This is a genomic window from Pseudoalteromonas sp. JB197, assembly GCF_002332205.1.
In the GTDB taxonomy this organism is placed as follows: Bacteria; Pseudomonadota; Gammaproteobacteria; order Enterobacterales; family Alteromonadaceae; genus Pseudoalteromonas; species Pseudoalteromonas nigrifaciens.
This window is the reverse complement of sequence record NZ_NRGZ01000002.1, coordinates 322,034-340,489: the sequence shown is the minus strand read 5'-3', so window position 1 is coordinate 340,489 and position 18,456 is coordinate 322,034. Positions and strand designations below refer to the sequence as shown.

Genomic DNA, 18,456 nt, shown 5'->3' with positions numbered 1-18,456 from the left:
ATTGCTTTGTGTTAATCACTTAATTTTAAAGTAAGACCTTTATTGGAGAAATATAACAATGAGAGCTGTAGAGCGTGTGTTTCACTCTGTGTCATTTGAAGTAATAGCAGTAACTTTATCGATTGCCGGTTTAGCTGCTTTTACTGAGCACGATATCGCTGCATTATCAGGAACTATGATAGTTATTGCGAGTGTCGCCATGGTTTGGAATTATGCTTTTAATTGGGTTTTTGATCTTTATGTTAAAGGAGATAAAACTAAGCGTACTTTTTCAATGCGGCTATTTCACGTTATCTTATTTGAAGCGGGTTTACTGGTGTTAACTATTCCAATTATGGCTTATTTATTATCGGTGAGCTTATGGAATGCTTTTTTAATGGATTTAGGCGTGACTATTTTTATTACTATTTATGCTTTTTTATTTAACTTGAGTTACGACCATATTAGAGCCGCAGTAATTCAGCGCCGAGCTTGTAATAACCAAGTTTAGCCTGTTGGCATAACTTTGCTGAGTTCACCTGTTTTACTTAATTTAACGTAAATTATTACCAACAAAAATAACTTCTTTAGCTGGGGTTCCCTATTAAAAAATGTAAATAGGGAGCGCTAGTACCGCCACTACTTCCTTGCCAAATAGTTTTCTATTTTTGTCTTAAAAGCAAAAGTGATTAGCATTTACCCCTATATATAAGCAAATTAAAACCAGTAATAATGTGTTTAGCTTAAATAGCCCAGTCGCAGTGTATTAAGCACTGAGGCATTAATTGCATTTTAGGTAATTAAAAAGTCCCTTCACGTTAATGATGGAAAATTTATTATGATTACTTTGCACGGTTTTGCTGCTAGCAACTATTACAACCTAGTAAAACATGTACTTTTATATAAAGAACTGCCATTTAAAGAGCACCTTATTTACGGCGGTAGTGACGAGTTACTGGCAATGAGTCCTGCGGGTAAAGTGCCAGTTATAACAACATCTCAGGGCGTTAATATTTCAGAGTCGAGTGTTATTTGCGACTATATTGAAGAGTCATACCCAGATATTCCGCTTTATCCAAAAAATAGCACAGAGCGTGCAGCAGTGCGCCAAATAATGAAAATAGCAGAGCTGTACTTTGAACTGCCAAGCAGACGCCTTATACCGTATGCGTTTAGTGGTACAAACGCGCCAGAATCGCTTAAAAATGAGGTACGCCAAGTGTTAACCCGTGGTGTTACCGCCTTGAGTCGCTTATGTAAGTTTTCACCTTGGATTGCGGGTGAGCAGTTTACTATGGCAGATATTTACGTTTATCACGTAAATACCATAGTTAACGCTTTTGGTGCCAGCCAACTTAATTGGGATGTACTGGGTGATGTACCGGGAATGAAACAGTGGAACGACACCATGCGCCAATCTGCTATTGCGCAAAAAGTAGAGGTAGATCGGCTCGCAAACATGCCCGAGTTTATGCAAAAGGTCACAGCGCAAATTCAGGCAGCTAATGCTTAGCTATAAAACAGCCAATTCATTAACCTTATTGGTTTAACTAATTTAATAATGTGCAGGAGCAAATCCCGATGACAGACAAAAATATCCAACTTACTTCAACAATCAGCGAAGACAACACACTAACGCTTGCCTTACAAAACATCGACATGCCACAACCAAGTGCCGATGAAGTGGTTATTCGCATTGAAGCTGCGCCATTAAACCCATCTGATTTAGCGGTTATGTTCAGCGCCGCTGACATGTCTACAGCAACGCAATCGGGTACTGGGCAAAGCCCAGCTATTACAGCTAATGTGCCAGCTAAGTTTATGCCAGCGCTCAAAACACGTGTTAATAAAGCAACGCCTGTAGGTAATGAAGGTGCCGGTACTGTAGTTGCTGCGGGCTCATCGCCAGCGGCACAAGCATTAATGGGTAAAATGGTTGCTGTAATTGGCGGCGGAACGTACCGTCAATATCACTGCGTTAATGTACAAAGTTGCTTAGAGTTAAAAGAAGGCACTACCGCTAAGCAAGGCGCATCGTCTTTTGTTAACCCGCTTACAGCACTAGCTATGGTAGAAACCATGCGCGCCGAAGGCCATAAAGCTATTATTCATGCGGCGGCGGCATCTAGCCTTGGGCAAATGTTAAACCGTATTTGTATTGCCGACGGTATTGATTTAGTTAATATTGTACGCAAAACAGAGCAAGAAACACTGTTACGTAACATGGGCGCAAAGTATGTGGTTAATTCTAGTAGTGAGTCGTTTGTTGAGGATTTAACCGCAGCAATTATTGCCACTGGTGCCACAATTGCGTTTGATCCAATTGGCGGTGGCCAACTAACCAGCGACATTCTTAACTGTATGGAAGCTGCTATAACTCGCGACGTAGAAGAGTATAGCGTGTATGGCTCAGATACTTTCAAGCAAGTTTATATTTATGGCGCACTTGATCGCGGCCCTATTACGCTAAATCGTAATTTTGGCTTTGCTTGGGGCGTAAATGGGTTTTTATTATTTAATGCGCTTGGTAAATTAGGCACGAATACGGTAGTGGCAATGCGTAAACGTATAGCCGATGAAATTACTACCACATTTGCCAGCAATTACACCCATGAAGTGTCGTTGTCTGAGGCGCTACAATTAGCATCAATAGCGGCTTACTCTAAACAAGCCACAGGCGAAAAATACTTAATTACACCGCAAAGCTAATTAAAACTCAGCAATAACTAATTAGTTTTTTAATACCTGAATTACAAATAGGTAAAAGCCGATACTGATTGCAGTATCGGCTTTTTATTTATGAATAATAAATATTATAAGGTGAGAATAGCAGGCTGCTATAGCCGCTCAGCTTAGTGTTTTACATAAAAACGACCGGAGAAGCCGCATTATTTAAAATAGACACCACACTCCATGCTGCAATAGCATAATCGCCCGATTTAATTGTTAAATCTAAAGCTACTTGTTCACCTTTAACTTCAATTCTGTAGTCATCTCCAGCAAAGTTAGGTACAGCATCAATATTAAATTTAGTTGCTTTTGGCCCCGCACTTGCTAGCGAAGTTGCATAAATAACATTAAAAACATAAGGAAAAATATCAATAATTTCCTTAGCTGTTCCGCTAAAAACTCTTTCTGGCTCAGTTATGTTCATTAAGCCCTCTTTGTTAAAAGGGGTTCGAGCAATAAAACCAGGTGATTTTTTAGATGTTATTGTTACATCAATCGGTGTTGAACTCATAAATGAAGCGGTTTGAAGCAGGTTAAAGCCACCTGTTGCACCACCGGCAATGTATATTTTAGTATTATTTTTTAATGCTACAGCTATGGCTCTTTGGTACAAAGCTACATCTGCAAATGCCGCCGTAGATAAAACAATTAAGTGCGAGCCACCGGCTAATATTTTTTCACAATAATCGGTTACAGATACCGCCGATGCAGCTTCGGCTACAAATTCAGGCTTTAAAGCTATAAACGCATCAATATCTGTGCATGGTGTACAGTTAAAGTAATCAGCAAATTGTTTGGTTCTAATTGGGTTTCTGCCTAATACCGCAACTAGCTCGTAACCAGCAAGAGAGCCACTTTTTACAGCCTGAGCAATAGTTTGGCTTAAATAACCACACCCTATTAGTGCTAACTTCTTCTTCATTTTTACTATTCCTATTTAATTATTTACCGAAACGTCCTTACTGTGTGTGGTTTTAAGCGTTAATAGCTCAGCCTTAGTACAATTACCCCTATAAAAGCAGTCGTTAGTCCTAACAACTCTTGGCGAGTAAACGACTCTTTTAAAATAATGCGTGAGTACAAAAGAATTATTAAAATATTCATACCAGAAATAGCAGAAACCAGCCCTGTATTGCCAATTGCAAAAGCCGATATTATTGCAACCATGCCAGCCACATTCGTCAATCCAATAAGTAACCCACAAGAAAACGTTTTTACTGGCGACCAATTAGGCCGAGAGTCATTTGCGTCACTGGCCTGTTTTTTGTTACTTACTAACCAACTAATAGCAAAAAGCAAACTACCAAAACCAAACATAGAGGTGAGCGTAGCGAACGTATCGGCCTCCAGCAAAGTAGACTGCTTACCTAGTAAGTCATTAAATGAAAAGAATAATGCAGCCAGTAACCCCCATTGCGCCCCTTGTAAATTAGTAAACGAAATATCATTAGAGTAGCGAATAATATAAAGCCCACCAAAAATAATAAAAAAGCCAATTAGCTGCAGCGTTGTTAAGGTTTCTTGCCATAATAAAAAGGCAAAAACCAACACAAATAAAGGAGTTAAACCCGACAAAATACTAATAAGCGAAGCCTTTCCAACCGAAAAACCTTTATGCAAAAAAGCATTCGCGGCAAAAGAGCCAAAGCCCAATGCTAAGCCAACAGTAATATCAGCCCAGCCATACCACTTTTGATTTAACAAGGTTACACCCAAAACACTGATTATAAATCCGACAAAAAACACACCGAATAATAATAAGTTTCGATTAATTTTTTTCTGGGATGTCCATTGATACATTATTCCTCGTGCGCCAAAAAAAACCGTGGCGAGTAATGCAAAAATTATCCACATAATTAAATGATTCCTTTATAAATTAGAATGAAGTAGCCGCTCTAAGAAATGTTGCCATTAAATTGCATAGCCAACATGATCCCTTGCACCATTCTTAGCTTAAAATTGATAAGGTAATAAAGGCTTACAAAAACACCATATAAGAAAGTCGCAATATAAATAGTTTTAAGCTGTTAAACAGGCAAGGCAGCCAATTTTTATTTAACGACAGAACATTGCCTGCTATTTAATTAAACGATTAATAAAATACTAGCTTAGTATATTGACCTTAATTGACTTTATAAATAAGCATAAGCTGCATAGTAAATCCCATAAATGGCATTTAAAGGCGGGTATTTGGTTTGTAAGTAGCAAAATAGCACCCATTAGCGGGTAGATTTGTGAAAATATGGATAGCTTACGTTTGCACTGCCAGTTACTTATACGTTCATTTAATACGCAAACAAGCAGTTTTCAATTAAAAATTAGCCCCGCAGTGCCAATTGTAGGTCGGATAAGCGAAGCGCGCCCTCCGACACAGTAAAATACCTTGCCTATTATTATCAGCATTTTATGTTATCGAGTGGCTGGAAAGTGCCATGAGCAGTCATTCATGATTAACTCGTTTCTGCCCCAAAACAAGTTAGGTTAAATGCTCTAACGACTGCTTTGTGCGTGCAAAAATATAGTTGCTTATTTAACCAAACTTAGGTGTAATGGAAGCATAATAAACGCTGAGCAGTGCAGGGAAAGCTTAAATAAGGCCAGATACTCCAATGAAATTGGCTTACTATATTTTAGGTCATAAAAAGCAAATTCCGATAGCATAAACAACACCAACTCTGACACTCCGAGCAGGTAGCGGCTCAGTCCAACAAGCGATTATGCAACACAAACTACGTGTCGCATAAACACTAAATTGTTAGGTCACAGGGAGTATATCGTGAAAATTGAAAGTATATGGATTAAAAACTGGCGCTCCGTAAAAGAAGAAAAACTCAGGGCCCAAGACCTGATGGTTATTATTGGCCAAAATAACCACGGGAAATCGAACCTTTTGTCTTCCGTCTTGTTCTTCTTTGGCGAGGTTAAGCAACAAGATCTAGATTTTTATCATGGCTCAGCTGAACTATTTGTGGAAATTGAGTTTGGTGACCTTGACGAATCAGATAAAACTACTTTCAAGAAGTATTTAACCTCCCAAGGAAAAATAGTTGTAAGGAAAACCGCTTTTTTAGGCGGCAGTTTTGAATACCGAGGATACATAGAAAATCCATCTGAGGACTGGCTTCAAGAAGTTAATGCTTCAGCTTACACAAAAAGAGAGCTTGCTTCCAGTCTTCCATTTCATCCTTATATCCCAGATTCTGGCCGCATTACCAAGCAGAATATCATCGATGCCCAAAATGAATATATCCAGAATAACATGGGAAATATTCAATTTTCTTTTGAACTTGAGACAACAAACTTTCTTGGGTTGAAAAGTGTAGCAAAGGGGATATTCGGTGAAGTTTACTTTATACCTGCGGTAAAAGAAGCCTCGGATGATTTTTCTTCTAAAGACTCTAGTATTTTCGGGAAAATGTATGCCGATGTTGTTGCATTAATGTCTGAACACAATAATGACTGGAAGGAAACAAAAGAAAAACTTGGTAAATTATTTTCAACTCTTAACAAAAAAGATCAAGAAGGCAATGAGAATATTGATAGACCCAAGCAATTAACTGACTTTGAAAAAGAGTTAACTGATGAGCTTATTGCATGGGGTGCGAAAGTTGATATTGAAGTAAGCGCCCCTGATATTGAAAGTGTATTTAAAGCAAATACTCAGGTTTGGGTTGATGACGGTGTTAGAACAGATATAAAACGGAAAGGGCACGGTTTACAGCGGGCTCTGACAGTTGCGTTAATACAAGTAGTTGCTAAGAAGGCTTTTGTTGAGGCTGAATTAGCAAAAGAACAAGGTACTAGAAAAGTATCAAACTCTAGGTATTTCATATTTGAAGAGCCTGAGCTTTATCTGCATCCTCAAGCACAAAGGTCGCTATTCGACTCATTCGTTGCTTTGTCTGACTCAGGGAGTCAAGTTATCCTCTGTACTCACTCAAGCGGTTTAATTGATGTTGAGCGTTATAAGTCTATTTATATAGCAACTAAAAACGATGAGTTAAACGGAACAAAAGTAAAACAATGCACTGAAGACTTATTTGAAGGAGATTCAAAGAAAGATTTCAATCTTTCTTACTGGATCAATCCTGACCGTGGGGAGTTATTTTTTGCTAGTAAAGTTGTTTTGCTAGAGGGTGCTACCGAAAAAACTGTATTTCCTCTATTGGCTAAGGAACTTGGTGTTTTTAGGTACGAATATACGCTAATCGATTGCGGCTCAAAAGATAATATTCCCCTTTACATTAAGCTTATGAATAAATTTTCTATCCCATACTTGGCTGTTTATGATAGAGATCACCAAGCTCATAAAGGGGTAGACGCAATTGCATCAGCAGATCGTTCAACACAAAAAATTGTTGATGAGATTGATGTCAATATAGGTTCATCTGTCGTGTTAGAAAACGATATAGAAGAAGAGCTGGGCTTACCGAATGGTGGTAGTAGCAAACCTTATGTAGCACTAAGTCACATTACCGCAGAAGGTTTCAAATTAACTCCGCAAATGGAACAAAAAATCAGAAAAATTTATGACGCAGAGGCCTAACAAGTTGCTGCACTCGGAAAATTGCTCACTACGCTCCTCATTTTCCGGTGAGCAAGGCGTTACGTGTCAATTCGTGCAAAGGAGTAGCAATGGAACACAATTTTGAGAGGTTGAAGGCACATATATTGCCGCTTTCAAATTCGCAGGATTTCTATGCTGCCAAGAATGAATGGAAACTTGTAGGCGTAGAAATACAGGAAGACTGGGATAATTGCCCATGTGGCCAAACTATTAAAGAGCTTTGTTACATTGAAAATCAATTTAATGGCAACAAAACGTATGTTGGAAATGTTTGTGTAAACCAGTTCATCGGCATCCAAACAGGTAATTTATTCGCAGGGTTGAAACGTATTGCAAAAGATAACTCAGCTAATGCAAATGAAGATCTGATTCTTCACGCTTATCAGCTGGGCTATATCTACGAAAAAGAGTATCAATTTTTAATGCAAACAAGGCGTAAGCGTAAACTCTCAGAGAAGCAGCTTGCTTGGAAGCAAAAAATTAACTGGAGAATCGTTAATCAGACGGTTGTTCGTAAAAATACGTAACTAGGCCAGCCAGAGGGATGCCAAAACCGCCGGTTCGCTCTGGTTTTGTCACCCCTGCTGGCGGCGTAAAATGCACAAGGAAGCTCGTGGATATTCTAAATAATCGAGAAATTGCAATTGCGTTATGGCTTCTGGCAATTTCGATTTACATTTTTTCTTCCTCGAAAATGGCAGAGGTCAGAAACGCCTTCAAAGGCGTCATGGCAGCTTTATTTGTTCGGCAAATAATGTCTGTCCTTTGTTTGATGGTTGCTTACATGGTAATTGTCATTTACTGGCTTTCTGATTTGGGGCTATGGAATTTTGAACAGCTAAAAAATACTGTTTTTTGGTGCGTTTCTGTTGGTTTCATCTCGCTATTTAAGCTTGAAAAAATCAAAAAAGATAAGCATTTTTTCAAGCATTCAGTTATGGATAACTTGAAACTACTAGCGATTCTTCAATTTGTCGTTGGTGTATATACTTTCACTCTTTGGGTCGAGGTTCTGCTAGTTCCAGTTTTAGCATTATTGGGAGCTATGCTTGCTATTGCAGAAACCGACAGAAAACATCATCAGGTAAAGGTGTTTCTAGAATATTGCCTATCTTCTTTCGGGGCAGTCTTAATCGTTTACACTTTGTGCATGTTAATAACTAATTTTGGTGAATTTGGGAAAGAAAAAACTGCGTACGACTTCTTTGTTCCACCACTGCTGACTCTCTGTTACTTACCATTCGTTTTCTTTATGTTGGTTTATTCAACATATGAGCAGGTCTTTGTTCGTCTAAGGTTTTCAATACAAAGCCGGTTCCATAGATATGCTGCTAAACTCTATGCATTTATATTGTTTAATGTTCGGCTCAGTCTGCTTGAACGATGGTCATTTCAAGTCGCCAAAGCAAACATAGAGTCACACTCGGATCTGATTGATACCTTTAAATATATATTTAAAGTGAGATATTCTGAGAAAAATCCAAAGGAAGTGCCAAAAGAGCAAGGTTGGAGCCCTTACAAAGCTAAAGAATTTCTCGTAAACGAAGGGCTGAGCACCGGATTCTATAATAAATCTTTCGAAGAAGAATGGCTTGCATCATCCCCAATGGAAGAATTTAGTGATGGTATTATCCCGGACAATATCGCTTATTATGTTGAAGGTTCTGAAGATGTTGCAAAAGTACTGAAGCTTAAAGTGAACGTGAATGATGCTTCCAGAACCCATCAGGCATGTGAAAAGTTAGAGGCTATGGCAGAAGCATTGAGTATCTCTAGCTTAAACCTACCTTTATCCAAAGGTATGAAAAGTGCTATTTCAGGTTGTAACTCATATTCTGAGAAAGTTGAGGATAAGACAATCACCTTGGTTGTAGAGCATTGGCCAAATCATAAGTTTAATGGGTTTGCTCTCAAACTCTTGATATCAAGCATTTAACAAAGCGCTGCTGTCGGATAAATTTTCAGCTGCGCTCCAAATTTGCCGCAGAGCGCGGCGTTGGTATTTCCATAGGTAGGTATCTGCTATGTACGAGCTAGAAAAAGAAAATATTGCTCCATACTTGTCAATTCTAATGGGAGTCAAGGATACGAATAACGGTCCTTGTGATGTTCATGAACGTGTTAAAAAGTTACTGGAAGATAGTTCAGAAAATGAGATTTCGTTCTATGAAAGCAAAAGCGAAAGAATTGGTGAGGTAGCGGAGGTCTCTTTTACACCTTATCGAATAATGAAAGCACCCAGTTGGCTTTCTGGTTATGAGGTAATGGATGTAGAACACCATGTTTTCGTTACATTTAATGTTAATGGCTATATCGGAATTTACTTTTCTGAGAAAGGTAAAAAAGATGAGATTCGAGAGAATTTTGCTAAAAACTCATTAAAAGATCTTTGCCCAGTGCCGATTGACGAACTAAATAGCAATTTTATCAACGAGGATAAGATAAAAATGCTATGGCTATCCGGAATACATGGAAAAAGCAACTTCAAGGCTGATTCCAAAGTTTTAGGCGGGGAAAGTGTAGCAGATACACTAGACCCTCTAATCGATCAGTCGTATATGATGTCAGCTGTGAGAACTGAAGCTGTAAATAACTCTAAGTCTTCAATCGGAATAAACCCTTTTAAATCATCAATATGGAGAGGGCCTTGTAAGGATTGGAAAACATTCGAAAATAGAGTAATTCAAATTTTAGATTTGCTAGCAAATAGCATAAAGAAAAAAGCAGACCCAATTAGTATACTTTCGTATCCAATTCCGAATTGCTCTGGCCTAGCTGATCCATATGACTTTTCACTTATAGACTATGAATTTTATCCGGAGGAAGATGGCCAACATCGGAAAGAGCTTTTGAAAAAACTCTACTATGACTTTAGTGTTGAGTTGCAAGGTACGTTTATTAAATCTGACATTGCACTTGATGTTTTTTATCAGGGAGGAAAAGTCGGGAGTATTGTTGTTGAGCCTCAAATAAACGACTACCAAGTTACGTTCAAAATTAAGTCAGAAATAGCTATTAAGAAAACTTATTTAGACACATACAAGAAAATCTTTAAGTATCCTGAAATAATAAAGTGTTGGTTTGATTCGGGACATGCTTTAGTTAATGGAATGGTGTTTAAGACAGGCTACCAAGATGTAAAGTTTGATAGGTTCATATGGGCTGACTTTGAAAATTATGACCTTAAGATAGAAAAGCCTGGAGTACCAACAAAACCGGATTTGCATGATATCGGAAATCAAAAGTCATTATTCTGCTGGGTGAAAAACCGCTGGAATGGCGACTGGAGTGATTATAAAAAATTCAATACTACTGAGAAGCCCAAAGGGTGGCTTTACTGCGACGATGGTGCTGGGGAAAAAGCTGATTTTATTCATTTAACAGAATTTGAAGGCTTTAACGTAATTTCTTTGATCCATGTCAAGGCTGCAAAATCAAACTCAGATAAACGCCGAATATCGGTTGGAGCACACGATATTGTTTTAAACCAAGGAGTGAAGAATCTAAGGTACTGTATGAGAAAAAACTTAACGACTGATCTTAGAGAGAGGTTTGAAAATTCAACATCAAAACAGTGCTGGAAAGATGGAAAGCCCGTAAAAGCTGAAGACTTTTTGAATGAACTAGATAAAATAAGTGGTTCTAGTACATGTCGGTTTAGAGTCGTAATCGTGCAACCTCACACAAAAAAGACTGTATACACTGGCGCAACGAGCTCCAACAGTAAAAGGCAATTGGATGTTCTATTGGTTAGTGCCGAAAGTGCTATCAGAGCTTCTGGAGCAGAGTTCCATATCATAGGTGTGGATAGTTGAAATATAACAAGTGTAGTCACAAAGACTAATCCGCTTCGCCTAAGATTGGCTTGTGCTACAAGCGTTACCAATATCTAGCCATTGTACAGTTCCGTCTGTCGATTCTAACTCATAAATGTCCAAAAACGAGTTTACCCGACCGTCCGCTGATCGCTCTATGCTGCCACCTAAAAAATTAAGCTTTAAAACGCAGTAAGCGCATATAAAATGCGCTTACTGGGAGTAATTTACTTTAAGCTAACTTTTAAAGTTAGTGCCTAAAGCTTGATACTAGCGCGGGTATACCTGGCAGCATGCCTACCATGGCCATTACGCTGGTTAGTAGTACAAACATGACCAGTGGAATGATCCAGCGGCTCATGCGGGTGAGTTCTTTACTTCTTTCTTTACAGCCAATAAAGCCTAAGTTGTCTAGCAATATGGTGAGTGACCAACCAAATGCTGGGTTAACTAAGCTTGAAGCAAATACTACAATAGCAGCTGATTGGGTGGTTTTACCTACGCGAGTCATTTCCATGCCGGCTTCTAGTAGTGGAATAAATACCCCTACTATTAGCGCTACACACAGCACAGGTTGCCAAATTGCAAGGTCCATAGGGTAGCCCCATACGCCGGCAATAATACAAAATAGTGCGGTTAAAATAGCGCCTGCTGGTATTGGGCGTTTAGCAATGGCTGCAGGCACTATGTAAGTGCCCCACGATGATGCAAAGTTAGCGCCGCCCAGTAGCGAGCCAAAGGTTTGCCTAACTGATGCGCTAAGCATGGTGTCGTCTATGTTCATTTGTACTTTTTCGGTACGTTTTGGGTAGCTTATTTTTTGAAATACCTGATGGCCTAAAAAGTCCGGTGACCACATAGCAACAGCAAGCACTGCAAATGGCAGTACTACTACAAAGCTTTCTAGGGTAGGTAAGCCTAACATCCAGCCAGTGTCTTCGCCCCACCAGTACATAGGGTCCATGTTTGGCAGGCCCGGTGCAGTATGAAACTCAAACGGTGCGCCTAATGCAAAAGCTATTGCGCCGCCTAAAATACAGCTAAGTGGTACGGCTAACCAACGCTTTTTAAAATGCTCTAACATGGCATATAAAATTATAGTGGAAAAAATAACAATAAAGGCAATGTGGGTCATATCGATGGCTTCGGCCCATGCAAACAGCTTTTTAACTTGCGAGGTTATGCCTATAAACCCTAGGTAGAGTAAAAGCCCGCCACATACGCCTTTACTGGTTAGTTTAGCCAGTAGGGTTCCGCCTTTACTTATTGCCAAAATTAAACCAAAGGCAGCTATGAGCAAGCCAAATGCCATAGGGTGCCCCCCTGCTGCAACTACAATTGGAATTAACGGAATTAAAGGGCCATGAGTACCGGCTAAGTTAGCGGTAGGTAAAATAAAGCCTGAAAACAAAATAATAAAAAAGGCGACGATAAGTAATTCGTAACGCACGTTTTCTAAAACAAAAGCGTCACTTAAACCCAGTGGGCTTGCAAACGTTGCGGCAATAGCGGCAACCATAACCACTTTACCTATGGTGGCAGCCATTGCAGGAATAGCGTCTTCAAATTCGAATCTGTAGTCTCTAAAGGGTAAGTTTGGGCGCCAGCGTTTAGGCTGCATAATTTGCAGCTCGTGTTCTAGGTATTCGTCTCGGCTATTAAACTCAGAGCTAGGCTTGTGTAGATTTTTATAGCTATTGGTAGCGGTTTGAGTATCCGCTCCTGGTTTGGCATCAGATGAAATATCATCTTGCGGCGTGGTATTCATGGCTTCTCCTGCAACATAGTTGCTCACTCAAAATAAAAATACAGCTTTGTTTAAAGCAAATAAAAATTGAGGCGGCAGGATAAAGCAGCTAGCAACAGATTACGATTAGTCAAAGGTCTTGTATGAAACTATTTAGTAACATTTATATACCTATAGCTGAATGTAGTATTTGATGTTAAATGTGATTTTATTGTTTTTAAACAGATGGTTAGCTTGTTTTTATAAAGGTTAAAGTGCAATGCTTTGTTTTTTAGCACTTACAGCAATAATAAAAATTAAAATAATTTTATCTGCATTTATATTATGTTGTTTAAGAAAATAGGGCATTTAGCCATGCTTTAGCTGATAATTTAACTAAAGTTTGGTTGTTGATACAAAAATAACGCAGCAAAATAATAACGTGTGGCTTTGCATCTCTCTATAATTAGTAGGCTATTGCATGCGAGCTTAATTACTTTAACAAGGATAAAAAACAGTTTACTGTTTTTGTTAGCGCTCATCAGATAGAATCCGCCTTATGATTTTTACTTGTTAAGTATTTTCAAAACCGTAACGTTTAAATAGCGAGACCTTCTTATCCTTTTAGAAAATGATACAAAACCAATGAATGATATAACGATAGCAACCCACAACGGTACTTTTCATGCAGATGATGTTTTTAGTGTAGCTGCACTTAAGTATATTTATCCTTCTTTTAAACTTATACGTACCCGCGATATGGAGCTTATAAGCAAAGCCGATGTTGTGATTGATGTAGGTGGCGAGCATAACCCAGAGACAGGCCGTTTTGATCACCACCAACGTGGCGGTGCCGGGGCGCGTGAAAATGGTATTCCTTTTTCTTCATTTGGTCTAATTTGGCAAAAATATGGCCTTGAAATATGCCAAGGCAGCCAAGAAACAGCCAATGCAATTGACTCTGGTTTAGTCTCTACTATTGATGCAATTGACTGCGGCCATGTTGAAGGCGTTGCTAAAGGCATTAGCCTTAGTCAAACTATTTCAATGTTTAACCCAACGTGGCAAGAAGAGAGTAACTTTGATGCCTGTTTTGATGAAGCGGTTGAGTTTGCATCGCGCATTTTAACTCGCTTTATAGCTGCGGCTAACGGTGGCATTAATGCAAAAGCAATTGTTGCTAAAGCGATTGAAAATGCAGCTGATCCACGTGTAATTGTGTTAGAGCAATACACACCGTGGAAAAAAACCGTGCATGCGCTTTCTGATAAAGCATTATATATGGTTTATCCTTCGCACTCTGGCCAGTGGATTGTGCAAACTGTACCGGTTGAGCCAGGATCGTTTGAAGACCGCAAGTCACTCCCAAAACCGTGGGCTGGTTTATCTGATAAAGAATTTCAGGACGAAACTGGGCTTGAAGATGCTGTTTTTTGTCATAACGGTTTATTTATTGCTGGCGCAAAGTCGTTTGCAAGTGCGATGAAAATGGCAGCAATGGCGCTAGAAGCTTAGTAATATAGGGCTTTAAAAGTGCTAGTCGCTAAAATTAATATTTACGCGCATAAAAAAACGCTAGCAAGTTAAGCTAGCGTTTTTAATTATGCCTAAAGCCTAAAGCCTAAAGCCTAAAGCCTAAAGCTTTATTCTTTAACCGCTATGGCTATTTCTACTTCATCAGCACTTTTGTAATATTCGTAGTCGCTGCTGTAGGTACGAATAAAACGACAGTCGTCTGAGCTAAAGTATTGCCAAATTTCGCCCCACAGGTCGATTACCGCATCGGGCATTTCACCTGTCCCGTTAAATACTAAATAACTCCCTGCCTCGGTAGTTACTTTTACTGACTTTTGATCTCCAATCGATAAGTCGTCGCAACAGGCTATTACATCAAATTCACCGGTTACATCGCTTTCATAGTTAGTGTAAACACCATACGTTTTTGTATTTTTTGTTAGCTGTTGTCCATGCTTATCACCAAATTTTTGCCAAAGCTCCGTTATTTTTGCAGTGCCAGAGTTCATTTCATCGGCGTTACACGTTCTTACCTTTAAACCAGTTAAAGTTATACTTGGGAGTTGCTTTACTTGCATTATGACCTTCCTTACTTCAATCACTTAGCTTTAACGTAACTATAACGTAACTATAACGTAACAGAAAAACTATTATGGACTGTAACTATTTATAAGTCCTTTAAATTATTTAATTTGAACTCTGGTTAAGGGATTTATTATTACAGCAATTATAAACTCTCTTTTATTGTGTAAATTACTGTATGCATACGTTTTGCTAATGGCCTGTTGCGATGGTGGCACACGTAAATATTTTCACTTATAGGGTTTGCCAAATAATGAGTTTGTATAAGTTTAGGCTTATTAAACGCACTTATTGCATGCGCAGGTAACACAGTAAAGCCCAGGCCTAAGCTTACCGGCTCCAGTATTAAACTAATTTGATTAGAAAAACCGGTGTGTTTTATTTGCTCTAAATGTTCAAACTGCGGGTAGTTTTCGCTCAACAAAAGTTGCGCGTGGTGTTTAGCGTCGGGGTGAGCAATAAAGCCAAGTTCACATAAAGCTTGCCATGTTGGGGTTTTAATATGTGCAGGGGTAACTAATAGTAACGGCTCTGTACCTATTTTATGGCTGGTTACTTCGCTAAGTGTGGGTGCTTGGGTTAAAAAACCAATGTCGGCATTATGGTTAGCTACAGCCTGCTCAACACTTATATTTGGCGCAAAGCGGTAGTCAATATTCAGCCCTTGGTGCTTTGTTTGCAAAGCTAATAACTGGCTATAAAACTGCAATCCACAACTACCAGGCGACTGTATTTTTACTTTACCGCTGTAAGGCGAGTCGTCTTTTAATTGCTGCTCTAAAAACTGCCACTCTTTAAGTAATAAACTGCCTTGTTGATATAGATTTTGCCCATGCACAGTAAGCGAAAACTGTTTGCCGTGTCTTTCTAGCAAAGCACAGTTAACGTGCTGCTCTAATTTTTTAATGTGTTGGCTTACACCCGACTGGGTCATGTGGAGGCGATCGGCTGTTTGCGTAAAGTGGTTTACCTCAACCAAAGTACAAAACGTATTTAACCATATGGGATTTATCATTACAAAATGTACTCAAAATGATGATTAATGATTATTTTACTTAATTTAACTGGCTTCGTAAACTAAACGCATTAACCAGTAACAAGATAAGCAGGAACATTATTATGAGTCATACCTATCCACGTAGTTTTTCGCATATTGGTATTTCGGTACCAAACGTTGAAAAAGCAGTAGAGTTTTATACCCAAGTTATGGGTTGGTACACTATTATGGAGCCAACCGAAATTCTCGAAGACAAAAGCCCAATAGGCGAAATGTGTACTGAAGTGTTTGGTGAAAAATGGGAAAAATTTAAAATAGCGCACTTATCTACAGGCGATCGTATTGGTGTAGAAATTTTTGAATTTAAAAACCAAGAAAACCCAAAAGATAACTTTGAATATTGGAAAACCGGTATTTTTCATTTTTGTGTGCAAGACCCAGATGTTGAAGGCCTAGCAGAGCGTATTGTAGCAGCCGGTGGTAAAAAACGTATGGCCGAGCCACGTTACTACTACCCAGGTGAAAAACCATACCGCATGATCTACATGGAAGACCCGTTTGGTAATATCCTAGAAATATACAGCCACAGCTACGAACTTATTTATAGCGCCGGTGCATACTAAGTTAGTGTGTAGCTAGTATTAAAATATATAAAGGCTGCAGTAAGCTACTGCAGCTTTTTTATTGCCTAAAATTAAGTAGACACCCACACTTATTATCCGAATTTAGGGTATTTGAACAAAGCCATTCTTAGTTGAATAATCATTGGTTTTAAAGTGGGTATTCAGATAGTTAGGTGTCTAGATAATTATTTCAGATAGAGAGTTAAGTAGACACCTACACTTATTATCAATATTTGAGTAAAACTATTCTTGGTTAAATAATCACTGGTTTTTAAAGTGGGTGTCTACTTAATAGTTAATAGTTAAACAAACACCCACACTTATTGTTAGTATTTGAACAAAACTATTCGTAACTATTCACCAAGACAAATTATTTTCTAAGGATCTTTTTTAGCTATTGACTGATCCTGCCAGTATGCCAAGCTAGAGCTATTACCCTATCGCTCTAGCTTTAATGAATTTAAACAGCATAAATATCACTGAAATAGTTGAGCAAACTAAAACTCAGTTACAAGAAGATAAAACACTCTCGCCAGCGTTGAAGATGTCTATTGAACTCATTCTTGTTGTCGTTGTTATGCTAGCTAGTAAATTAGGACTTAATAGTCAAAATAGTAGCATTCCTCCATCAAAAGATATCAACCGTACAAAGCCAACGAGAGAGAAGTCAGAAAAATCAGCTGGCGGACAAAAAGGCCGAGTAGGTAAAACGCTGACTCAAACAGAAACACCTGATGAGGTACAAGTCATTTTAGTTGACCGAGATTTTTTACCTAAAGGTCACTATCGTGAGGTGGGTTTTCAAAAGCGACAAGTCGTCGATATAGATATCAGTAAAGTGGTGACCGAATACCAGGCTCAAATCCTTGAGAATGAGCAAGGGAAGCGGTTTGTTGGTGAATTCCCCCAAGGTGTTAACGGTCCTATTCAATATGGTGTTGGTGTGAAAGCCCATGCGGTTTACTTATCACAATATCAATTACTCCCTTATAACCGCATTGAAGAATACTTTAGTGACCAACTAGGTATTCCGATCAGTGCCGGCAGTTTATTTAACTTTAATGAACAAGCAGCGGCACTGGTAAAGTCATCGGGCGCAGAAGGTATCATCAAAGCGGCATTACAAAGCCCGTATCAAACTTTGCATGTTGATGAGACTGGCATTAATATCGGCGGTAAACGGCGATGGCTTCATGGTGCATCAACGACTTGGTGGACTTATTTTTATCCTCATGAAAAAAGAGGAAAAATAGCGATGGATGAGGCCGGTATTTTACCGCACTTTACCGGTGTGCTATGTCATGACCATTGGAAGCCATATTATCAATATACCCAATGCCAACATGCATTATGTAATGCTCACCACATCCGAGAATTAGAAAGGGCTTGGGAGCAAGACGGCATGCAATGGGCGAAGGATATGCAAACCTTACTTAAAGAAATGAATAAAGCTCAAATAGATAATCCCGACCTAGATAAAGGGGCTAAACAGAAATATCGTGAGCAATATCAAAAAATATTGCTTCAAGGTGACGCTAAATGTCCACCACCAGATAAAAGTAGCCGAGTGAAAGGTCAGCGAGGCCGATTAAAGCGAACCAAATCCCGCGCATTATTGGAACGACTAAGAGATTATCAAGATGATGTTTTACGTTTCATGATGAGCACTGGCGTGCCATTTACCAACAACCAAGGCGAGAATGATATTAGGATGACCAAGGTTCATCAAAAAATATCGGGGTGTTTTAGAAGTAAGCAAGGAGCTGAAATGTTCTGCTTGCTGAGAAGCTATTTATCGACTTGCAGAAAACAATATGTATCTGCAAGCCTAGCCCTTGAGTTATTATTCAAAAATCAGCTGCCTGATATATTCATTTCAGATGAGGCTGAATAGTTACAACTATTCTTAGTTAAATAATCAC

The 18,456-nt window shown here is 38.9% G+C and carries 15 protein-coding genes and 1 pseudogene; 11 read left to right on the top strand and 5 right to left on the bottom strand.

The window, feature by feature from the left end; genetic code table 11:
* The first annotated feature begins 58 nt into the window (after window positions 1–58).
* From CIK86_RS16680 to CIK86_RS16670, 3 genes are all read left to right on the top strand, one after another.
* Entirely contained in the window at window positions 59–490 is a 432-nt protein-coding gene (locus CIK86_RS16680; RefSeq protein WP_086996219.1) for a PACE efflux transporter, read from the top strand.
* A 327-nt stretch (window positions 491–817) separates the two neighbouring features.
* Window positions 818–1,492, top strand: a complete 675-nt coding sequence (locus CIK86_RS16675) for a glutathione S-transferase family protein (RefSeq protein ID WP_086996222.1) — start codon at window positions 818–820, stop codon at window positions 1,490–1,492.
* Window positions 1,493–1,560: 68 nt separating this feature from the next.
* A complete protein-coding gene (locus tag CIK86_RS16670; RefSeq protein WP_086996225.1) occupies window positions 1,561–2,688 on the top strand; it encodes a zinc-binding dehydrogenase in 1,128 nt (375 codons plus the stop codon).
* 151 nt (window positions 2,689–2,839) lie between these two features.
* On the opposite strand, the gene CIK86_RS16665 is transcribed toward CIK86_RS16670, so the two are convergent.
* Together CIK86_RS16665 and CIK86_RS16660 are read right to left on the bottom strand one after the other, a co-directional pair.
* On the bottom strand, window positions 2,840–3,631 hold the full coding sequence (locus CIK86_RS16665) for an aspartate dehydrogenase domain-containing protein (RefSeq protein WP_086996228.1): 792 nt from the start codon (window positions 3,629–3,631) through the stop codon (window positions 2,840–2,842).
* A gap of 59 nt (window positions 3,632–3,690) precedes the next feature.
* The gene (locus tag CIK86_RS16660) at window positions 3,691–4,563 is read right to left on the bottom strand and encodes a DMT family transporter (RefSeq protein ID WP_086996231.1); all 873 of its coding nucleotides are present in this window, start codon (window positions 4,561–4,563) and stop codon (window positions 3,691–3,693) included.
* Window positions 4,564–4,924: 361 nt separating this feature from the next.
* On the opposite strand from CIK86_RS16660, the pseudogene CIK86_RS19415 reads away from it, so the two are divergent.
* The 5 genes and pseudogenes from CIK86_RS19415 to CIK86_RS16635 all read left to right on the top strand — a co-directional run.
* A pseudogene (locus CIK86_RS19415) lies at window positions 4,925–5,020 on the top strand (LysR family transcriptional regulator); the annotation flags it as partial.
* A 465-nt stretch (window positions 5,021–5,485) separates the two neighbouring features.
* Window positions 5,486–7,255, top strand: coding sequence for an AAA family ATPase (locus CIK86_RS16650; protein WP_086996235.1), 1,770 nt, complete (start codon window positions 5,486–5,488; stop codon window positions 7,253–7,255).
* An 89-nt stretch (window positions 7,256–7,344) separates the two neighbouring features.
* Window positions 7,345–7,803: a hypothetical protein gene (locus CIK86_RS16645; protein ID WP_086996238.1), complete on the top strand. Its 459-nt coding sequence runs from the start codon at window positions 7,345–7,347 to the stop codon at window positions 7,801–7,803.
* Between the two features lie 17 nt (window positions 7,804–7,820).
* Window positions 7,821–9,212, top strand: coding sequence for a hypothetical protein (locus CIK86_RS16640; RefSeq protein WP_254910736.1), 1,392 nt, complete (start codon window positions 7,821–7,823; stop codon window positions 9,210–9,212).
* Window positions 9,213–9,300: 88 nt separating this feature from the next.
* Window positions 9,301–11,091 (top strand): hypothetical protein, encoded by a 1,791-nt coding sequence (locus CIK86_RS16635; protein WP_086996241.1) that lies wholly within the window; start codon window positions 9,301–9,303, stop codon window positions 11,089–11,091.
* 250 nt (window positions 11,092–11,341) lie between these two features.
* On the opposite strand, the gene CIK86_RS16630 is transcribed toward CIK86_RS16635, so the two are convergent.
* Entirely contained in the window at window positions 11,342–12,859 is a 1,518-nt protein-coding gene (locus tag CIK86_RS16630) for a DUF3360 family protein (protein ID WP_011329666.1), read from the bottom strand.
* A gap of 603 nt (window positions 12,860–13,462) precedes the next feature.
* Between CIK86_RS16630 and CIK86_RS16625 the strand changes: the two genes are divergently transcribed.
* Window positions 13,463–14,332, top strand: a complete 870-nt coding sequence (locus CIK86_RS16625) for an MYG1 family protein (RefSeq protein ID WP_011329667.1) — start codon at window positions 13,463–13,465, stop codon at window positions 14,330–14,332.
* Between the two features lie 128 nt (window positions 14,333–14,460).
* Here the strand turns inward: CIK86_RS16625 and CIK86_RS16620 are convergent, their stop codons facing one another.
* Window positions 14,461–14,910, bottom strand: coding sequence for a GyrI-like domain-containing protein (locus tag CIK86_RS16620; RefSeq protein ID WP_086996244.1), 450 nt, complete (start codon window positions 14,908–14,910; stop codon window positions 14,461–14,463).
* A gap of 149 nt (window positions 14,911–15,059) precedes the next feature.
* On the bottom strand, window positions 15,060–15,929 hold the full coding sequence (locus CIK86_RS16615; protein WP_086996247.1) for a LysR family transcriptional regulator: 870 nt from the start codon (window positions 15,927–15,929) through the stop codon (window positions 15,060–15,062).
* Between the two features lie 104 nt (window positions 15,930–16,033).
* Between CIK86_RS16615 and CIK86_RS16610 the strand changes: the two genes are divergently transcribed.
* Window positions 16,034–16,534 carry a lactoylglutathione lyase family protein gene (locus CIK86_RS16610; RefSeq protein ID WP_011329672.1) on the top strand — a complete coding sequence of 167 codons (501 nt, stop codon included), beginning with the start codon at window positions 16,034–16,036 and terminating at the stop codon, window positions 16,532–16,534.
* Window positions 16,535–16,988: 454 nt separating this feature from the next.
* Entirely contained in the window at window positions 16,989–18,428 is a 1,440-nt protein-coding gene (locus tag CIK86_RS16605; RefSeq protein WP_086993120.1) for an IS66 family transposase, read from the top strand.
* Window positions 18,429–18,456 lie beyond the last annotated feature (28 nt).